At 45.3% G+C, this 16,824-nt stretch carries 14 protein-coding genes; 7 read left to right on the top strand and 7 right to left on the bottom strand.

The window, feature by feature from the left end; genetic code table 11:
* Positions 1-148: 148 nt before the first annotated feature.
* Positions 149-700, bottom strand: coding sequence for a TetR/AcrR family transcriptional regulator (locus tag MUG84_RS11670; RefSeq protein ID WP_244725191.1), 552 nt, complete (start codon positions 698-700; stop codon positions 149-151).
* A gap of 138 nt (positions 701-838) precedes the next feature.
* On the opposite strand from MUG84_RS11670, the gene MUG84_RS11665 reads away from it, so the two are divergent.
* The gene (locus tag MUG84_RS11665; RefSeq protein ID WP_244725190.1) at positions 839-1,603 is read left to right on the top strand and encodes an SDR family oxidoreductase; all 765 of its coding nucleotides are present in this window, start codon (positions 839-841) and stop codon (positions 1,601-1,603) included.
* Here the strand turns inward: MUG84_RS11665 and MUG84_RS11660 are convergent.
* Positions 1,572-1,931 carry a hypothetical protein gene (locus tag MUG84_RS11660; RefSeq protein WP_244725189.1) on the bottom strand — a complete coding sequence of 120 codons (360 nt, stop codon included), beginning with the start codon at positions 1,929-1,931 and terminating at the stop codon, positions 1,572-1,574. The two genes, MUG84_RS11665 and MUG84_RS11660, sit on opposite strands and share 32 nt — an antisense overlap.
* Positions 1,932-2,063: 132 nt before the next feature.
* Here MUG84_RS11660 and MUG84_RS11655 point away from each other — a divergent pair, with 132 nt between their 5' ends.
* A complete protein-coding gene (locus MUG84_RS11655) occupies positions 2,064-4,469 on the top strand; it encodes a YcdB/YcdC domain-containing protein (RefSeq protein WP_244725188.1) in 2,406 nt (801 codons plus the stop codon).
* 93 nt (positions 4,470-4,562) lie between these two features.
* On the opposite strand, the gene MUG84_RS11650 is transcribed toward MUG84_RS11655, so the two are convergent.
* A complete protein-coding gene (locus tag MUG84_RS11650; RefSeq protein ID WP_244725187.1) occupies positions 4,563-5,447 on the bottom strand; it encodes an AraC family transcriptional regulator in 885 nt (294 codons plus the stop codon).
* A 142-nt stretch (positions 5,448-5,589) separates the two neighbouring features.
* Here MUG84_RS11650 and MUG84_RS11645 point away from each other — a divergent pair, with 142 nt between their 5' ends.
* Both MUG84_RS11645 and hemG read left to right on the top strand, forming a co-directional pair.
* On the top strand, positions 5,590-8,385 hold the full coding sequence (locus MUG84_RS11645; RefSeq protein ID WP_244725186.1) for a glycoside hydrolase family 38 N-terminal domain-containing protein: 2,796 nt from the start codon (positions 5,590-5,592) through the stop codon (positions 8,383-8,385).
* 245 nt (positions 8,386-8,630) lie between these two features.
* A complete protein-coding gene (gene hemG, locus MUG84_RS11640; RefSeq protein ID WP_244725185.1) occupies positions 8,631-10,028 on the top strand; it encodes a protoporphyrinogen oxidase in 1,398 nt (465 codons plus the stop codon).
* A gap of 64 nt (positions 10,029-10,092) precedes the next feature.
* On the opposite strand, the gene MUG84_RS11635 is transcribed toward hemG, so the two are convergent.
* A complete protein-coding gene (locus MUG84_RS11635; protein ID WP_244725184.1) occupies positions 10,093-11,031 on the bottom strand; it encodes a helix-turn-helix transcriptional regulator in 939 nt (312 codons plus the stop codon).
* A 221-nt stretch (positions 11,032-11,252) separates the two neighbouring features.
* Here MUG84_RS11635 and MUG84_RS11630 point away from each other — a divergent pair, with 221 nt between their 5' ends.
* Positions 11,253-11,798, top strand: coding sequence for a dihydrofolate reductase family protein (locus MUG84_RS11630; protein ID WP_244725183.1), 546 nt, complete (start codon positions 11,253-11,255; stop codon positions 11,796-11,798).
* Between the two features lie 91 nt (positions 11,799-11,889).
* On the opposite strand, the gene MUG84_RS11625 is transcribed toward MUG84_RS11630, so the two are convergent.
* From MUG84_RS11625 to MUG84_RS11615, 3 genes are read right to left on the bottom strand one after another with little or no spacing between them, the layout of a single operon-like run.
* Positions 11,890-12,975: an ABC transporter permease gene (locus MUG84_RS11625; protein WP_244725182.1), complete on the bottom strand. Its 1,086-nt coding sequence runs from the start codon at positions 12,973-12,975 to the stop codon at positions 11,890-11,892.
* Positions 12,941-13,954 (bottom strand): ABC transporter ATP-binding protein, encoded by a 1,014-nt coding sequence (locus MUG84_RS11620; protein ID WP_244725473.1) that lies wholly within the window; start codon positions 13,952-13,954, stop codon positions 12,941-12,943. Before MUG84_RS11620 ends, MUG84_RS11625 begins: the two co-directional genes overlap by 35 nt.
* Positions 13,954-15,117 carry a COG1470 family protein gene (locus MUG84_RS11615; RefSeq protein ID WP_244725181.1) on the bottom strand — a complete coding sequence of 388 codons (1,164 nt, stop codon included), beginning with the start codon at positions 15,115-15,117 and terminating at the stop codon, positions 13,954-13,956. Before MUG84_RS11615 ends, MUG84_RS11620 begins: the two co-directional genes overlap by 1 nt.
* Before the next feature lie 260 nt (positions 15,118-15,377).
* On the opposite strand from MUG84_RS11615, the gene MUG84_RS11610 reads away from it, so the two are divergent.
* Both MUG84_RS11610 and MUG84_RS11605 read left to right on the top strand, forming a co-directional pair.
* Positions 15,378-15,995 (top strand): RNA polymerase sigma factor, encoded by a 618-nt coding sequence (locus tag MUG84_RS11610; protein ID WP_244725180.1) that lies wholly within the window; start codon positions 15,378-15,380, stop codon positions 15,993-15,995.
* On the top strand, positions 15,964-16,803 hold the full coding sequence (locus MUG84_RS11605) for an anti-sigma factor domain-containing protein (protein WP_244725179.1): 840 nt from the start codon (positions 15,964-15,966) through the stop codon (positions 16,801-16,803). The genes MUG84_RS11610 and MUG84_RS11605 overlap by 32 nt, the downstream gene beginning before the upstream one ends.
* Positions 16,804-16,824: the final 21 nt, after the last annotated feature.

Genomic DNA, 16,824 nt, shown 5'->3' with positions numbered 1-16,824 from the left:
TCGTGCTTATTTTTTTTGAGATTATAGAATTATAAGTTTTCAGCGAAGCTGAAGCATTCTATAATCGCAAGAAAACTACATCTAAACGTGGTCTGTCATCTGTGAAAGTACGTCAATAGACGTTTTTCTTATGCAGAGTTTCAAGCTGTTATTCATTCAATTGACTGGCGTTTGGGTACAGAATCACTTGGGTCACCCATTTGGCCATATGCTCAGGGGATTTCTCCATATCGGAGGAAACCCAATAACGGATTAACCCGATAAGTCCGCCGGCGTTGTATGCACAGCGAATTTTATCGATGGAGAATTTGAAGAGCTCCTCTTTGATCATTTCATCCAACTTCTGCTGAAACTCCTTTTCACCGAGCATGACGGAATAGAATTCAAAGTACTCCTGAATATGCCGGAAAATGGCCAGTAAAGACGAGATCGGCTGCTGCCGCTCCTCATAATCGCGGATAGCCTCTTCGAAATTGAAGGAAGGATACTGGATCGCTTCCCGTAGCTTATCAAGGATGAAGTTGGAGTTTTGCTCTTTCAGATCTTCTTTATCCAGAAAATGAAGATAAAACGTGGACCGGTTGATACCCGCCTTCTGAACAATATCACGTACGGTGATGGATTCGTATTTTTTTTCGGACATGAGGTCCAGAAGAGCGTTCATCAGTGAAATTTTAGTTTTAAGCACTCGTGAATTCATGTTGTCACTCCTTATTAAGCTTATGATATCTGAAATAGACATTTTGAGTCAAAATGATGATTGTTCTGCTGTGTGACAAAAGTTACAATTATTATAGACACTATGTTGTCTAATTCAATGCCATAGGAGGTATAAACAATGAAACTTCAAGACAAAGTTACAGTAATTACAGGTGCGGGCTCTGGCATGGGCAAGGAAATGGCGCTGCTGTTCGGACGTGAGGGCGCAAAGCTGGTGCTTGCCGATATTTTTCAGGCTTCCTTGGATCAGGTCGTGGCAGAAGTGAAGGCAAACGGCGGAAATGCTGTCGGTGTTGTTGCTAACGTTGCCAAAGAAGACGATGTTCAGAATATGATTGATACCGCTGTCAACACCTATGGCTCACTCGATGTGCTGGTGAACAACGCAGGTATTATGGATAAAATGGTTCCGGCTGCGGAAGTAACAGATGAACTGTGGGAAAGAGTAATTGCTGTGAACGCTACAGGTCCTATGCGTGCGATCCGTAAAGCATTGCCAATTATGATCAAACAGGGAAAAGGTGTCATCGTCAATACGGCTTCGGTTGGCGGTTTGTATGGCTCCCGTGCAGGCGCGGCGTATACGGCTTCCAAGCATGCGGTAGTAGGTCTCACTAAAAACGTAGGATACCAGTATGCCGATGCAGGCATCCGTTGTAACGCGATTGCACCAGGTGGTGTTGAAACCAATATCATGGCAGATGCCGGCGAAATCAACATCGAAGCGCTTGGCGTGAGAAAAGCGATGGCGGGTATGGGTACGAACCCAAGAAACGGTAAACCGGAAGAAATCGCCAAGGTTGCGCTATTCCTTGCTTCTGATGATTCTTCCTTCATCAATGGTACAGTCATTACAGCTGATTCCGGCTGGACTGCATACTAATATCACGAATTCTAGTCTCTTTTATCACGAATTTTAAATATCTTTTTAATAATAAAATTTTTTGAAAATACACAGGGCTCTTTCTCAAACTGTTTTTACAGTAAGGGAAAAAGCCCTGTTTGCTGTCCTGAAAATGTATACAGGTTAGAGGCAAAAAAATAGCGCCGTCGTCTGTGCCTTTTCGGCACCACGTGCGGCGCTGCTCTGCTTTTTTATTAGCGACGACCTGGGTCATCGGCTTACGGCTCCAAGATACCCGTCCTCCGAGTACAGGTGCCGGACCATGGTTTTGAGAAGATTTTACCGGATGATGCTTTCTTTTTTTCATGAGAATCTCTCCTTTATTGAAGTTACAGTTACAGCATAAAACATTTTATTCATGAACTCAAATAAACGGACGTAAAATGAAAAGGTATGCTATAATATATTTGGTTTAATTTGGAAAATGGGAGGTTAGAAAATGAAAAAAGGCAACATCTCTGGCAGACAAGCCTACCGGGGAAATTCCACGAAAAAGGTAGCCAAAACCGTTCTTGCAGGCACCCTTGGATTGGGTCTACTGCAGGTTCCGGTATGGGCGGCTGGTGCTGAAGTGAGCAACTCCGGAACTAATTTTGCAACGGTTCAAGTTGTTGAAAAGGCAGCTGCAGCAGATCAAACGAAGGGGAATTCTGCAAAAATAACCAAAGAGCAGGCAGCGCAGAAGATGCTCGCTTTGTTTCCCGATCTAAAGGATGCGAAGCTGGATGACACCAGTTACTCGGAAAACGAGAATATGCCAGGTAATCAGTCGGTTTGGACACTCAACTGGACTTTTACGAAAGGCAACTCGTCGCATACGATCGGCACGACCGTGGATGCAATTACAGGGGATGTGCTCAGTTATTATAAGCCTTATTTCCTTTTAGATGATGACAAAGCATACTATCCACCGGAAATTACGAAAGAGCAAGCCGAGAAACTTGCCAAGGATTTCGTTGCAAAAGCGGCACCCTCCATATCTGCCGAAAAACTTATACCTATGAACTCATATTATAACTCCTCCAAATCTCTATTTGGGCCGGTCATGTACAATTTCAACTATAATGTCAAAGTGAATGGAATTCCTTCAGACGGTGAGAACATCCGTATCGAAATCGATGGCAAGGGTAGGGTGAACAGTTACAACCGAATGACTTTCGCTCTGAATTATCCGTCAAGTAAGCCGGCAATTTCCTTATCCCAGGCTACCGATGCCTATAAGAAGGATCTATCCCTTTCGCTCGCCTATGTTGCTTTTAATGAATATATGTCTTCTAGTAATGCAAAAAAAGATTGGCGTCTCGAATACATACCCTCACCTTACCTAACGGTGGTGGATGCCAATACAGGTAAACGGCATGTCTCGACGCCTGATACGGAATACGTCATTCCAAAGGTTTTGGAATATACGGCTTTGCCGTCTTCCGCTTCAAAACCATTCACGCCTCACCAAGGTAGCACATTGAGTTCGGAGGAAGCGCTGAAGCTGTATGCTGACATTGCACCCTCCAGCAAGGACTACACGTTGTCCTCAAATCTCTCAAGTTACTGGATGGATGGCAAGCAGGTGTGGAACTTGAATTGGAACAAACGCAATTCGATAGGCTTCCCTAGCGACAGCATCAGTATGACGATTGACGCGAATACCGGACAGCTTATCGGCTATTATATCAACTCTTATCCTATGATGTATAACACCGGTGAAACGAAGAAGAGTGACGATAACAGCAAAAATAATACTGCCGTTATTTCCGAATCGAAAGCACGTGAAAAGGCCATCGGTCTAGTTCAGCGTTATTATCCTGATGCAGCTAAGTATCTAAAGATATCCAATGAATCCGGCGCGCAGAAGTCAGACGGCAAGACTTCTTACCGATATGTCTTCCAGCAGTTCTATAAGGATCTTCCAGTTTATGGACATCAGGTCATGATTGTGTTGGAGGGGGACGGCAAACTTCGGAATTACAACGCTTCTCTGCCTCTTTCGCAAGACAACGAGAAAGAGCTGGACGCATTGTCCGTGAGCATCAAATCTGAGGATGCTCTGAAAGCATACCAGAAAGATCTAGGAGCCGAGCTGAGATACACATCTGACGGAGGTTATTATACAGAGAGTAGTAAATATGTGGAGCCTACAGTAACACTCAGCTATATTCCGACCTATAACGGAGAGCGATCGCTGCCATTCCTGAACGCCGTAACAGGCAAAAGTGAAGTTAACGGGTTATGGGGTTCGAATGACACAGGCAGTCCAGTAAATCTTCCGTCAGATGCCGTATCCCATTCAGCCAGCAAAGACCTGGCTACGCTGTTGGAATACAAAGTAATAGCGCCGGGTAGCGATGGATTGATACATCCGGATGCAGATCTGACCTATGGAGATCTGCTGGATATGATTTCGAAGGCGGTATATCCGGACCATATGTATTACGATTCCGGGCGACTTGGCAAGCAGTATAAGGATGTGACAGCCGACAGTCCATATGCGGAGGCTGTTCAAATGTTCTCCGATCGCGGTTGGTTGCAAAGCAACCCGTCAACAGAGCTTCATCCGGAGCAGAAGCTGACGCGTGAAAAGCTGGCGGAGACGATAGTCAAGGTCCTGCATTATGACCGTTTATCCAAGTACTTTGATACAGATCCAACGGTGATGAGCCTGTCCGATGCGACAGCCATACAGAATAAAGGATCCGTAGAGATTATGATCAAACTCGGATTAATGAGTGCGAAGGATGGAAAGTTCGAACCTGCTAAAACCGTCACTAAAGCGGAGGCGGCACAAATACTTGTGCATCTTGCCCATATCCAAGGCAAGGTGGATACGCCAATCTCCGGCTATCGCTGAGGACAAAAGCCTGCTGCACTGTCCGTGCAGCAGGCTTTTTTTGAAGATACAAACAGCCATAGATCAGAGATGATCCATGGCTGTTTTGTCTTGTTACATGGAGTTTATTCTAAAACGAGCTGGGGGAGGGAGATTAAAGCGTTTAAAGACTTGATACATATAGTAGTGGCTAGAAAAACCGCAAGCGTCGGCAATAGCTTCAGTGCTGAGAGTAGAATGATTCAGCAAATGTTTCGCTTGAGAGACTTTGTAAAGTAAAAGTTGTTCATTAAAGGTACAGCCCATATATTTTTTCATGATCCGATTAATCTGTTTAGGACTAAGGAAAATCAGCTTAGACAAATCATCGATCGTAGGAGAAAGGTGATAGTTGTTTTCGATAAAATTCATAATACGGGACACACGGACATCACTTTGCGGATGCGGCAAATTCGTTTGATCGAGTGTGGTGATCACTGAGCGAAATAAGCTTACAACTAAAAGAAATAATAGCGGTTGAATTTGCAAGGAAAATCCCGGGAGTTTAAAGGATGTTTCTTTGATAATGGAATCAAATAACCCCATGGCGCCATAGTTGTCCTGGAAGGTGCGTGGGTAGGTCGTCGAAAGGACATTGATGAAAAATTCCGTATCTTCAGAAGAATGAAAGTAGGTGAAATCTGGTGTATCCGATAAGCTAATTTCACATTGTAAACAGTATTCAACCATAGGATCTATAGGATCGGACACTTGACGGTGTGTCACATAAGGTCCCGTGATATAGAAGTCTCCTTCTTGAAAAGAGAGCGCCTGGCCCTCGATCGATACAATGCCTTTCCCGGACTTAATCATATGAAATTCAAAGTAAGTATGAAAATGATCTTCTTTTTCCCAATGTGGTCCAGCATCTAATACAGCGGCATCTAGTACCTTTATCTGAAGTCCACTAAGGCTAATGGTGAAATTTTTAGCAGTCAGATAACTAATGATATTAGCCATAATAGACTCTCCCCATGTCGTTATTTCTCAATCTAATGTCCTCAAGGCTTAAAGACTCTTGTATCAAGCTATTGTACACTATTCTACGATAACCATAAAATTTGAAGCACATAAGATCACAGATATACGGGAGGAACGAGCGATGTTAGAGAAATTAACCCATAGATTACGAAATAAACAGCTAACCTATCAAGAAGACCGTGTCATGACGCAAATGAAGTATGCAACCATTTTGTCAGCAAGAAAAGAGGGGGCATTTGACGATCTTATTGAAGAAGTAGAGAAGGACTTGGTAGAAGGGTATGACGCACAAGGTGCCATCACCAATGAGCTAATAAGTAAGATGGAGCAAAAACTCATTCCACTTCAAGAAGAAGCCAAGCAGTTTGAAATGTTATGTGTGGCTCACGCTCATATTGATATGAACTGGCAATGGGGGTGGGATGAAACTGTAGGTATTACTTTAGATACATTTCGAACAATGTTGCAAATCATGAGAGAGTATAAAGATTTCACTTTTTCGCAGTCTCAAGCTTCGCTGTATCAGATTGTAGAAACCTATGATCCGGAAATGTTAGAAGAGATTAAACAAAGAGTGGCAGAAGGCAGATGGGAGATTACGGCGTCTACATGGGTTGAGGCAGATAAAAATATGCCGAGTGGAGAGAGCCAAACGAGACAATTGCTATATACGAAAAAATACTTATCCCAACTATTTAACCGGCCATTAGATTCATTTAATATCGATTTTGAACCAGATACATTTGGACACAGTATTCAAACACCGGAGATTCTTACCAAAGCTGGCGTGAAGTATTACTATCATTGCAGAGGACGAAAAGAAGGACCAACCCTTTATCGATGGAAAAGTCCTTCAGGCGCTGAAATCATCGTCAACTGGGAACCCCAATTTTATAATGCGTTTATTCATTCAGACATGTGCCTTTGTGTACCCGATCTAGCGGATCGAACACATATGCCTTCTGTATTAAAAGTCTATGGAGTAGGGGACCATGGGGGCGGACCAACAAGAAGAGATATTGAAAGAATCATAGATGTTTCCAATTGGCCAATCTATCCGAAGGTGAGATTTTCTACCTATCGAGAGTATTTTGAAATTGTTGAAAAATATAAAGAGCAGCTGCCTATTGAATATCAAGAGCAAAATTTCATCTGTGATGGATGCTACAGTTCGCAAAGCCGGATTAAAAAGGGCAATAAAGCTTCTGAAAACGGTTTGTACGAAGCAGAGCTCTTTAGCACATGGGCAGCCTTAACTCAAGGAGTCCAATATCCGAAGCAAAGTTTTGAAAAAGCCTGGAAATCCGTATTATTTAATCAGTTCCATGATATCTTAACAGGTTCAGGGGTAGATGCCACAAGAGATTATGCCCTAGGCCTATATCAAGAGGTTGCAGCAACGGTTAAAGCCAATAAGAAAATAGCTCTTCAAAAGATCGCTCAGCAGATTCATACGGCCGATCTTGTCGTCAGTGAGGGTGAGACTGAACCAGGCTTGGATTACGGTGCAGGTGCAGGGTCAGCACAGTATGAAAATGGTACAGGAAAAAACCGAATTTATCATGTATTTAATCCAACAATGCAGGCCCGCCAAGAAGTGATTGAATTGATGATTTGGGAATGGCCATATGACCACGAGCGAATGCTGTTTACCAATGAAAAAGGTGAAGTCGTAACTCATCAGGTATTGGAAAAAGACTTTAATCACTATTGGGGACACAATTATTTAAAAGTGGCATTAGAAGTGGATGTTCCTGCATGTGGCTATACAACATACATTTTAACTGAACGAGATATTGAACAGGTTAAAGTAAGTTATTGGCATGAAAAGCGTACCCAAAACGAACCGTGCTATACATTGGAAAATGAGAAGATTAAAGTGGTGTTTAATAGCTTAGACGGATCGATTGACTCCATGATGGATAAAGCAACAGGGAAAGAAATGATCGACCCCGCGAGAAAATCAGGGATTTTTAGATTAATAGATGAGGCAGACCATAAAGAGATTACAGATGAGGGTACAGGAATGTCTTCCTGGTTTGTTGGACGCTACAAAAATATCCAATGGATTCATCAAAATCTCGAAATCACAAGTGCAACAGGTACATTACGAAGCCAGATTGCGTATGAGTTAAGTTTTAGAAATTCAAAGCTTAAAGTGATCGTCTCCTTAGATAAAGGCAGCAGTCATCTGGACTTCAAAGTTGAATGTGATTGGCAAGAGGTGGGGCGTCTTGGTAAAGGTGTACCGCAACTGCAATTCTATATGCCGCTTCATGATTCATGCGCAACGTATCATTATGATGTTCCTTTTGGCAGAGTTACAAGGCAAGCACTAGACATAGATCTGCCAGGGAATAACTATATCTATGGAGAAGGTAAGGACGGATCGGCAGGTGTTATGCTCATGTCCAAAGTAGGCTATGGATTTAGAGGAGTAGATCATAGTCTTACCCTTACTTTACTAAGAGGCTCTTACGATCCGGATCCATGTCCAGAGTATGGTATCAATCATCTCGAGTTTGGATTAGGTGTTATGCCATCGAACAGTCCAAAACTGTTAAATGACTATGTCCAAAAATATAACCACGGGATGACCGTAGTAACAGGGTTAAGACAACAAGGAAAGTTTAATCCAAGACATACCTTTGCAGCATTTGAGTCTCAAACTTCTGTAGTTTCTTGTATCAAAGGAGCAGAGGAAGGAGACCGAAGTTTCATCGTGCGTTTTTACGAGATGGAAGGGAAAAGAGACACCATAACATTGATCTGCCCTGAACCAATCAAGCATGCTTATTGGACAGATATCAATGAACAAAAGATAGCATGTGAGGAAGAGCTAAGAGTAGAGGGCACAACACTCAAGATGGTCATCCAGCCTTATCAGATCGGTACCGTAAAAATAGTGCTTGAGTAGACAGATTATAGGGTGCTTTGAACTCTGTCATGATTAACAATAAGAATGTTGGGCATGTTGAACAAGAGACGACCTTTCTAATGTCAAGAGAGCATGAAATGGAAACGAAAATGGCTGCCATGAGGCAGCGTTCGTTTCTTCTTTTTTTTGTCAGAGTAACGTCACAAATGGGCATGCCAGCCCAGTAAATTCCCTGTGATATAATAACATCATGGATCATTACGATGGAAGCAGGTGGCTCAGATTTGAAAAAGGTTGTTGTGATCGGCGGGGGCATTACGGGCTTATCTACCGCTTATTATTTGCAAAAAGACGCACAGGGCAGTGGTACGGACATTCATATTACGATTGTAGAAGCAAGCGAACAGCTGGGCGGTAAAATAAGAACGGTACACGATGGGGAATTCACCATGGAGACAGGTGCGGATTCGATCGTTACACGCAAGACTAACGCAATGGACCTGATTGAGGAATTAGGGCTGAAGGATAAGGTGGTCTATAATGCGACAGGAATCTCTTATATCTATTCGGACGGGAAGCTGAAGCAAATTCCGAAAGATGCGGTTTTCGGCATCCCGACAAGTATAGAGTCTCTGGCAACAACGGAGCTGGTATCGGCGGAAGGAAAGGTTGAAGCGCTTAAAGACCTGTATACACCAAATGAACGGTTTACGAAAGACGATTCAGTCGGCGACTTTTTGGAAGCTTTTTTCGGAAAAGAATTCGTGGACAAGCAAATTGCGCCTGTATTATCCGGGGTATACTCAGGTAAGTTGAGTGATCTGACCATTGCTTCTACGCTTCCATACCTCATTGATTATAAAAATGAATACGGCAGTATTATCAAGGGATTCTCCGAAAATAAGGCCAAGTTCCAAAGTGGCAGCGGCAAAAAGTTTTTATCGTTTGAGAATGGTGTTTCCGAGCTAATTGACGGACTGGAGAATGCTTTGACAGCTGCAGGAGCCGTCATACTCAAAGGCACTGCGGCAGAAGCACTAAAGCCGTTGGACCATGGCCGATATGAAGTTTCTCTAATGGACGGGCGTAGTCTTGACGCTGATGCGGTTGTCATTAGTACACTTTCCGCCTCTGCACAGAAACTGCTTGGAAATTCGGATCTGGATGAGGAATTCAATCAGTTCGAGAACAGTTCCCTGATCAGTGTCTATATGGCTTTTGATGTGCCTGACCGCGAACTGCCCGCAGACGGTACGGGATTTATTACTTCGGACAGCAACGATGTGAAATGTAATGCTTGTACATGGACAAGCCGGAAATGGGAGCATACGTCCACGGAAGGCAGACTGCTGGTGAGACTCTTTTACAAGAGTACTAATCCTCATTATGAAGAGCTTGTGAAGCTGTCGGATGAGGAATTGCTGCAAGTGGGAATGGATGATATCAAAACCAGCCTTGGCATTACGAGCCAGCCTCTGACCTATGACGTGACCAAATGGCATGAGGTCATGCCGAACTATCACATTACCCATCATCAGATTGTGAAGACGCTGGAAGTGAAGATAGAGGAATTATATCCTCACGTGCTGCTAGCAGGATGTTCCTATTACGGAGTTGGCATACCGGATTGTATCGCAAACGGAATGGCGACAGCCGAGAAGATTTTGACATGTCTGCGATAATAATCAGTTAATGACAATAATGATTAATAACATTAAATATACAAAAGGGACTTGATTAATATAATCAGGTCCCTTTTGTTTCATATTCTTGATCCGTGTCAGCTTCATAAGCGTCGAGGCTCTTTTGAAGCAGCTGTTTCACCATATCGCGCAGTTCTCTTGGATAAATGACTTCGGCGTCCGGACCATACTTAAGCATCAGTCTGGCTACATGGGGGAACTCGCTGACCGGGATGCGCCCTTGCCATTCTTGCTGCGAAATTTGCTGGAACAAAGGATCGGATTCAACGAGCCGGACGCCGAAGGCTGTAAATCTAATTTTTGCCGGCACGCCCTCACGGGGATCTTCCATTTCCAACCATTCAATAAGAGTAGGGAGGTCTGGGTTTATAGCCTCCAGTAAGGTCATTTCAATCACCCTGTCCGCACGGTAGAGAAGAATCCTATCTCTGCTGTATGCGGGCATATACCAATAACCGTGATCAAAGTAAAGACCGACAGGATATACTTCAAAGTATTTTTCCCCGGAGGCAGAACGGTATTTCATCTTGATACCTTTCTTATTCATTGCGGCTTCTAGAATGAGAGAAGTGTATGGTGATCCGGCAAAAGTGGGCATCATGCGAAAAGATACATAGTCTTTCAATTGATCGATGCTGTCCTTAACATCGGGGGGAAGTTCAGCGTAGTATTGTTCGGATAGATGCTCGCGAACCGACCCGAATGGGATGTCAGGGATGTCTTCCAGCAGCTTCAGCATCAGAAAAAGACCCATGGCCTCGTCCCGGGCGAGATGAAGAGGGGGAAGAAGCCTGTTGGGAAGCGCCCGGTATCCGCCGTGAGGACCGGTTTCGGTATAGAGAGGCAATCCCATTTGCTGCAAATAATCTAGATCCCTTTGTATGGTCCGGACAGATACATCAAAGCGTTCTGCAAGCTCGCGTGCCGTATATTTTTTGCGTGAATCCAGCATTCGCATGAGGGCAATTCTGCGTTCGTTCATGTTCGCTCCTTTAAATATAGAATGAATCTTTTAAGATTATAGAAATTATAAGTTTTCAGCGAAGCTGAACAATTCTATAATCGCAAGAAAAACTACATCTAAACGCGGCCCTTGCATCTGTGAAAGTACATCGATAGACGTTTTTCTTATAAAAATATTTAACTACGTCAATTAATGTCATAAATACATTGTACCATAGGATCAGAAGGGAGCGATAAAATATGAATGAATCAAAATCGAACCAAGTCGTGCTGTATATCGCCATGAGCCTGGACGGGTATATCGCCCTGCCCGATCATTCAGTAGACTGGCTGTATGATGTGAAAGGGGATGGCGGTGACAATGGGTATGCCGAATTTTACGATACGGTAGGAACTGTCATCATGGGAAGATTGACGTTTGATGAAGTATTGAAGCTTTCGGAAGAATTCCCTTATGCCGGCAAACCATGTTATGTCACAACCCGAACACCGGAAAAGCAGCAAAACAATCCGCATGTGACCTTTACAGATGAAGCCTTGACTGAGCTTATTCCACGCTTGCAAAGCGAATCAGAAGGGGCGGTTTGGCTGTTGGGCGGTGGCCAACTGGTTCAGGCTTTTCTTCAAAAAGGGCTTCTTGATGAAGCCGTGATTGCGATTATTCCCAAAGTGCTTGGGAAAGGAATACCATTGTTCCCTGAAGGGACCATGTCCAGCGGTTTTGAACTGCAGCATGTAGAGCAGCGCGGAGACATTGCCATGCTGTATTACAACATCCAGAAGTAAAATTACTAAAAAAGGAGTGCTTTGAAGCGATAGCCGCTCAAGGCACTCCTTTGTGTTTTATGGATGATACATTCGATTTATATGATTAAACTCAAGACCGTCCGCGGATTTCCTGACGCATGAATATGACGTAGGAGATTGCGAAGCAGGCGAGCGTTAATGCAATCAGTCCGACGACCTGAGGCCAAATAAGCAGCAGGCTCTGGCCAAAAGGAAGCGGGCTGTCGATGGCGCCGTAAATCTGATCGGTCGTGAGCGGACCCAAATTTCGAACGGTAGGCATCATCAAAGTGGAGGTCGCTTCATTGAATAAGGTATACGGCGATAATCGACTTAAATTCATCATGAAATCAACATGGTGCACCACGTCGTCAACGGTTGCCGTTGAGGCGTCGGGGGCCAGACCGGAGGACACCAGCTTCAGGATCATATCATAAAAGAAGCTGAAGAACAGCCATACGGCGATTGACGCCAGCGCAGAAGTCGCGGGTTGACGGAAGCGGACCGAGAACAGAATGGACAGATTAAGCCAAAAGCCGATATAAATGATCGTGACGATCAAAAAACTGAAGATTCGCAGCAGCTCTTCTAAGGATGGCGGCAGCCCTACGATCACAAACCCCAGCGATAATACGAGCAGCCCCAGGGTTATAAACATAAAGGCGATAATGAACAAGGAGGCTGTAAATTTAGCGTTAAGCAGATCATCGCGGTGGATCGGCTGCGCCATGATACGGCTTAGTGTTCCTTTGTTCCGCTCACTGTTGACTGCATCAAAACCGAGTCCAATCCCGAGCAAAGGGCCAAGAAAGCCGACAAACCCGATGAAAGAAGGTATGGTTCCGTCCGATATGGTAAACAGCTTCAGGATGACGAATTCACTATATCCGTCCTGTGAATTGATCGCATCCTGGAGACTGTTCAGTGCAGTATAAAGGGAAGCGATACACGTTAGAAAAATAATGGCCAGCAGGAGAATAAAACGCCAGCTTCGGACATGATCGGAAATTTCCTTGCGCACAAGTACCCAGAAAACGGCTGGATTTGAATTGGACTTACTGAACCGTTCACGGTCTGTACGTCCGGATTCTATCAAGCTTCCAAGTTTTCCGCCAAGAAGCTGGCGCGCCACATCCCGCCATTTATTTAGCTGCTTTCTTAGAACGCTTGCTTCCATGTTCATCACCTCCTGCAAAATAGCGCCGGTATATCTCATCCAAACCGTATTGTTTGCGTTGCAAGCTGAATAACGATGCCCCTAATTCCACAAAGGTCTTGGCAATTGCAGAGCTGCAGTCTTCACTGCATCCGATTTGCAGAAGAATATGTCCTTCCGAAGGCCTGAATGCTTCGTTGTCCCCGTTCACGATTTGAATGTTGTTCACATGCTCAATGCCAGCAAGACGATTAAGAAGATCATCATCCACATGATCCATTTCAGCCGTAATGACGATCGGCGTGTCTGTCAGGAGCAGGCGGGATAGGGTAGGAAGATTGCCTTCCGCTAGCAGTTTACCGCTGACGAACAATCCTACCCGATCACAGATTTGCTGCACCTGATGCAGCTGATGAGATGACAGCAGGACGGTCAAGCCCTGTTCCCGGCTAAGATTGCTAATGAGTGCCAGCAGTTCATCAATACCCTTCGGGTCAATTCCAAGCGTGGGCTCATCCAGAATGATGATTTCGGGCTGCTTGATCAAAACATCCGCAAGTCCAAGGCGCTGCCGCATCCCCCGTGAATAGGCGCCCGCTTTTTTATCCGCTGCGTCCTTCAATCCTACTTCAGCGAGAAGCCTGATAGCCCGCTCATGTGCTTCCTTATTGGAAATACCGTTCAGGCGGGCGGTGAGCTTCAAGTTCTCAAGGCCGGTCCAGTCCTCATAAAATCCGATGTCGTCAGGCAAATAACCTACGCGGCGTTTTACTTTAATCGGCTCCCGTGTCGGATTCATACCAAGTACGTCAATGTTTCCGCTGTCCGGCTCAGTAAGTCCAAGCAGCATCAAAATCGTTGTAGATTTACCGGCTCCATTCGGACCCAGAAGGCCAAAAATTTCACCGCGGCGGATTTGCAGGGATAAGCTGTCAACGGCTTGATGTCCGCTATAGCTTTTGGACAGCTGCTGAATGTCGATGACTGTTTCCGCCACGATTATCTCCTCCCATATTTGCGAATAAGTACATAGATTCCACCGAAAATTGCCAGAATGATCAGCACGCCGATCCATCCCCACAGTACGGAGCCTTTAATCGCAACCCTGAAGGTCGCTGTTGCAGAGGCTTCTGCAGCCTGGGCTGTCATGTCGGTAACATAATCACCTGCGATGGCTTTGTCACTAGAGGTTATTTTGGCTTCTACGGTAGTGGATTTACCTGCTGCAAGCTTGTCAATTGTTTTTGGATTAAACGTAACTTCCCAGTTGGATGGGGTGGTGGACGTCAGATTGATATCGGTTAAATCGGCTGTTCCTGTGTTCTTCACCTGCAGCTCGACCGTCTTGTCTCCACCAGCTTTGACATCTGTGCTGAGTAGTCCGCTCGGAGTTGTCAACTCTAAGCTGTATTTTCCTGAGATGGCGGCTTCCAGAACGAGCTCGGAATTGGTGGACTGATTTGCAGCGCGAATCGGAATTTTAAAAGTTCCTTTGGTTACATTCTCAGCCGGTTTGATATCAACTGTAATCGCTTTGCTGGCACCCGGATCAACCTCTACGGATGATACCTGTTTACCGTCTGCGCTAAAGGTCACGTCCCAGCCTGGTTCCGCTTGAGCGGTCAGTGCGTAGGTTTGCTTTTCCGCAGTACGATTTGTCAAATTAACCGAGTACGTAAAGGTGGCGTCCGAATGGCCTTCCAAATTGGCCTGATCCGTGGTCAGCTCTGTTTGGTAGGTTCCTTTTTCAGTAATTTGGACCGTTAGAGGCAGTGATGCCAGGCTTCCGGCGGTCAGCGTAAAGTGATAGGTTCCCTTATCAATTTGCATCGGAACGGTAACGGCAAGGGAAATGGATTGCGCTGTATTCGGCATCACCGAAATCTCATTGAGATCCCAGCCGTCGCCTGTCATTTTGGCTGTCCAGCCTTTGGGAAGATCCTTAATGGCCAGAGGGACGGTTACCATACTGTCCGTATTATTTCTTAGCTCTACGTTATAGTTCAATGATTCACCCGGAGGAACGGAGATGGATGTATACGTCGTATACAAGCTCACCCCTCCGGAAGCATGTGCCGGCACTACGCCGAGCAGCGGTCCGACTACAAGAGTAAAAATCAGAAGCAGACTCGTTAATTTGATGTTCCTAAGGAAACGCGTCATGAATGATAATCCTCCTAAACTGATTTGTTTTGTTCAACATGATTACGATCCTAAAGGGAGTTTTGGATTTATAGAAAGCTTAAAATAAGATAAAAGTTTGCTGAAAAATAGATAAAAACAGATTGAGTTTGAATCTGGCTGCATGTTCTTCTGCTACAATGTTGTGAATAAGTCATCTTGTCTGTTCGTGGAAATAGGCAGTGAAGTTTAAGATGAAGCGTCCATTTTGCGATGCATCTGTTCTGTAGGGGGGGACATTAATGGAAGAAAATCCTGCCGAATGGTTGAGGGGAATTGCGGAAGGATCGACTTCAGCCTTCAACCTCTTCTATGAAAGGTTCGCTCCGATGGTATATCGGCTGGCGGATTATTGGATGAAGGATGAGGCGGAGGCAGAAGATGTGTGTCAAGAAATATTCATTGAAGTCATGCAAAAGGCTGGGCAGTATGATCCGGAGCGGGGAAGCGTTGAAGCTTGGCTCGCCGTACGCGTGCGCAGCAGGGCCATAGACAGGTTAAGAAAGAAAGAACGGACCGCCGCTGCGGAACGGTGTGGAGAAGATCCAACGGAGCCGATTTGGACCGGGCAGCCGGAATCTGCCGAACGGGAAGCTTTACGGAATTTCGAGCAGGAACGGTTAAGAGGTGCACTTCGCAATCTTCCTGCTTTGCAGCGGCTGGCTCTTTACGGTAGTTATATGATGCAGCTGTCGCACCGGGAGCTGGCGGAGCAAATGCAGAAGCCCGTGGGTACGGTGAAATCCCTCATCCGTTATGGAATCCGAAATATGCGGGTACAACTGGAAGATCAACATGTGAAACAAGCAGAGAAGGGAGGTGAGCCGCATGCCTTCATCAAGACCGGAAAATGGGAATGAAGCAGAAGATGCGGTTTGTCACTTTCTACCCGAAGAAAAGCTGGTCGATTATGTCATGAATCGGCTGCCTGAGAGTGAAAGGGCGGGCGTAGCAGTTCATGCTGCCACATGCTCTCATTGTGCAGAACGACTACAGGAGTGGGAACAGGTAATGCAGTTGCCGGAACTGGAGGGATTTTGCCTGACCGTTGATGGCGTGGATGGAAGTGTTGATGATGGACACCATATCGAGGTACCATCTCCGGAACGAAGTTTGATACCTCCTGCACGTATGGGGAGAAAGCTTCGAATGCGCGCGTACCTGCGCTCGGCAGGCATCTGGTTCGCTCGAAACCGCCGGTTTATCCTACCCGGTGCCGCAAGCGCAGCTGTGGCCGTATTTCTGCTTGCAGGCTTGTTTTCGATGAAGCAGCAGGTTGTACCTTCCGCGGAATCTATCGATGGTGAGGTATCATCCAAAATCGCCGTGATGCAGTCCGCAGCCTATGAGCAGTACCCGATCTCACCAATGCCGCCAATGCATGGTTCCGGGGGAGTATGGATTAACCGAAATTCGGGAGAGCTTCTGATTGTCGTAGACGGGCTGAAACCAACGCGTGAAAAGGATTATCAAATATGGCTTCAGCAAGAACAGCAGCCCGTTAGTGATGGTATGCTGCTTACGCGAAATTCGCATGGGAAAGGTTACTATTACGGATATGGTCCCGTTGATCCGGATCAGATTGTGATCAGTCTGGAGCCCAAGGGAGGCAGCCACGTTCAAACGGGACCGGTAGCATTGCGAATCAAAGTGAATGGTCAGCAATAAAAACACAAAAAGCCGCATTTT

This window comes from Paenibacillus mangrovi, assembly GCF_022898935.1.
Taxonomy (GTDB): Bacteria; Bacillota; Bacilli; order Paenibacillales; family Paenibacillaceae; genus Paenibacillus_AQ; species Paenibacillus_AQ mangrovi.
Note: the sequence above shows the minus strand (reverse complement) of the source record. Positions and strands in the feature narration are given on the sequence as shown.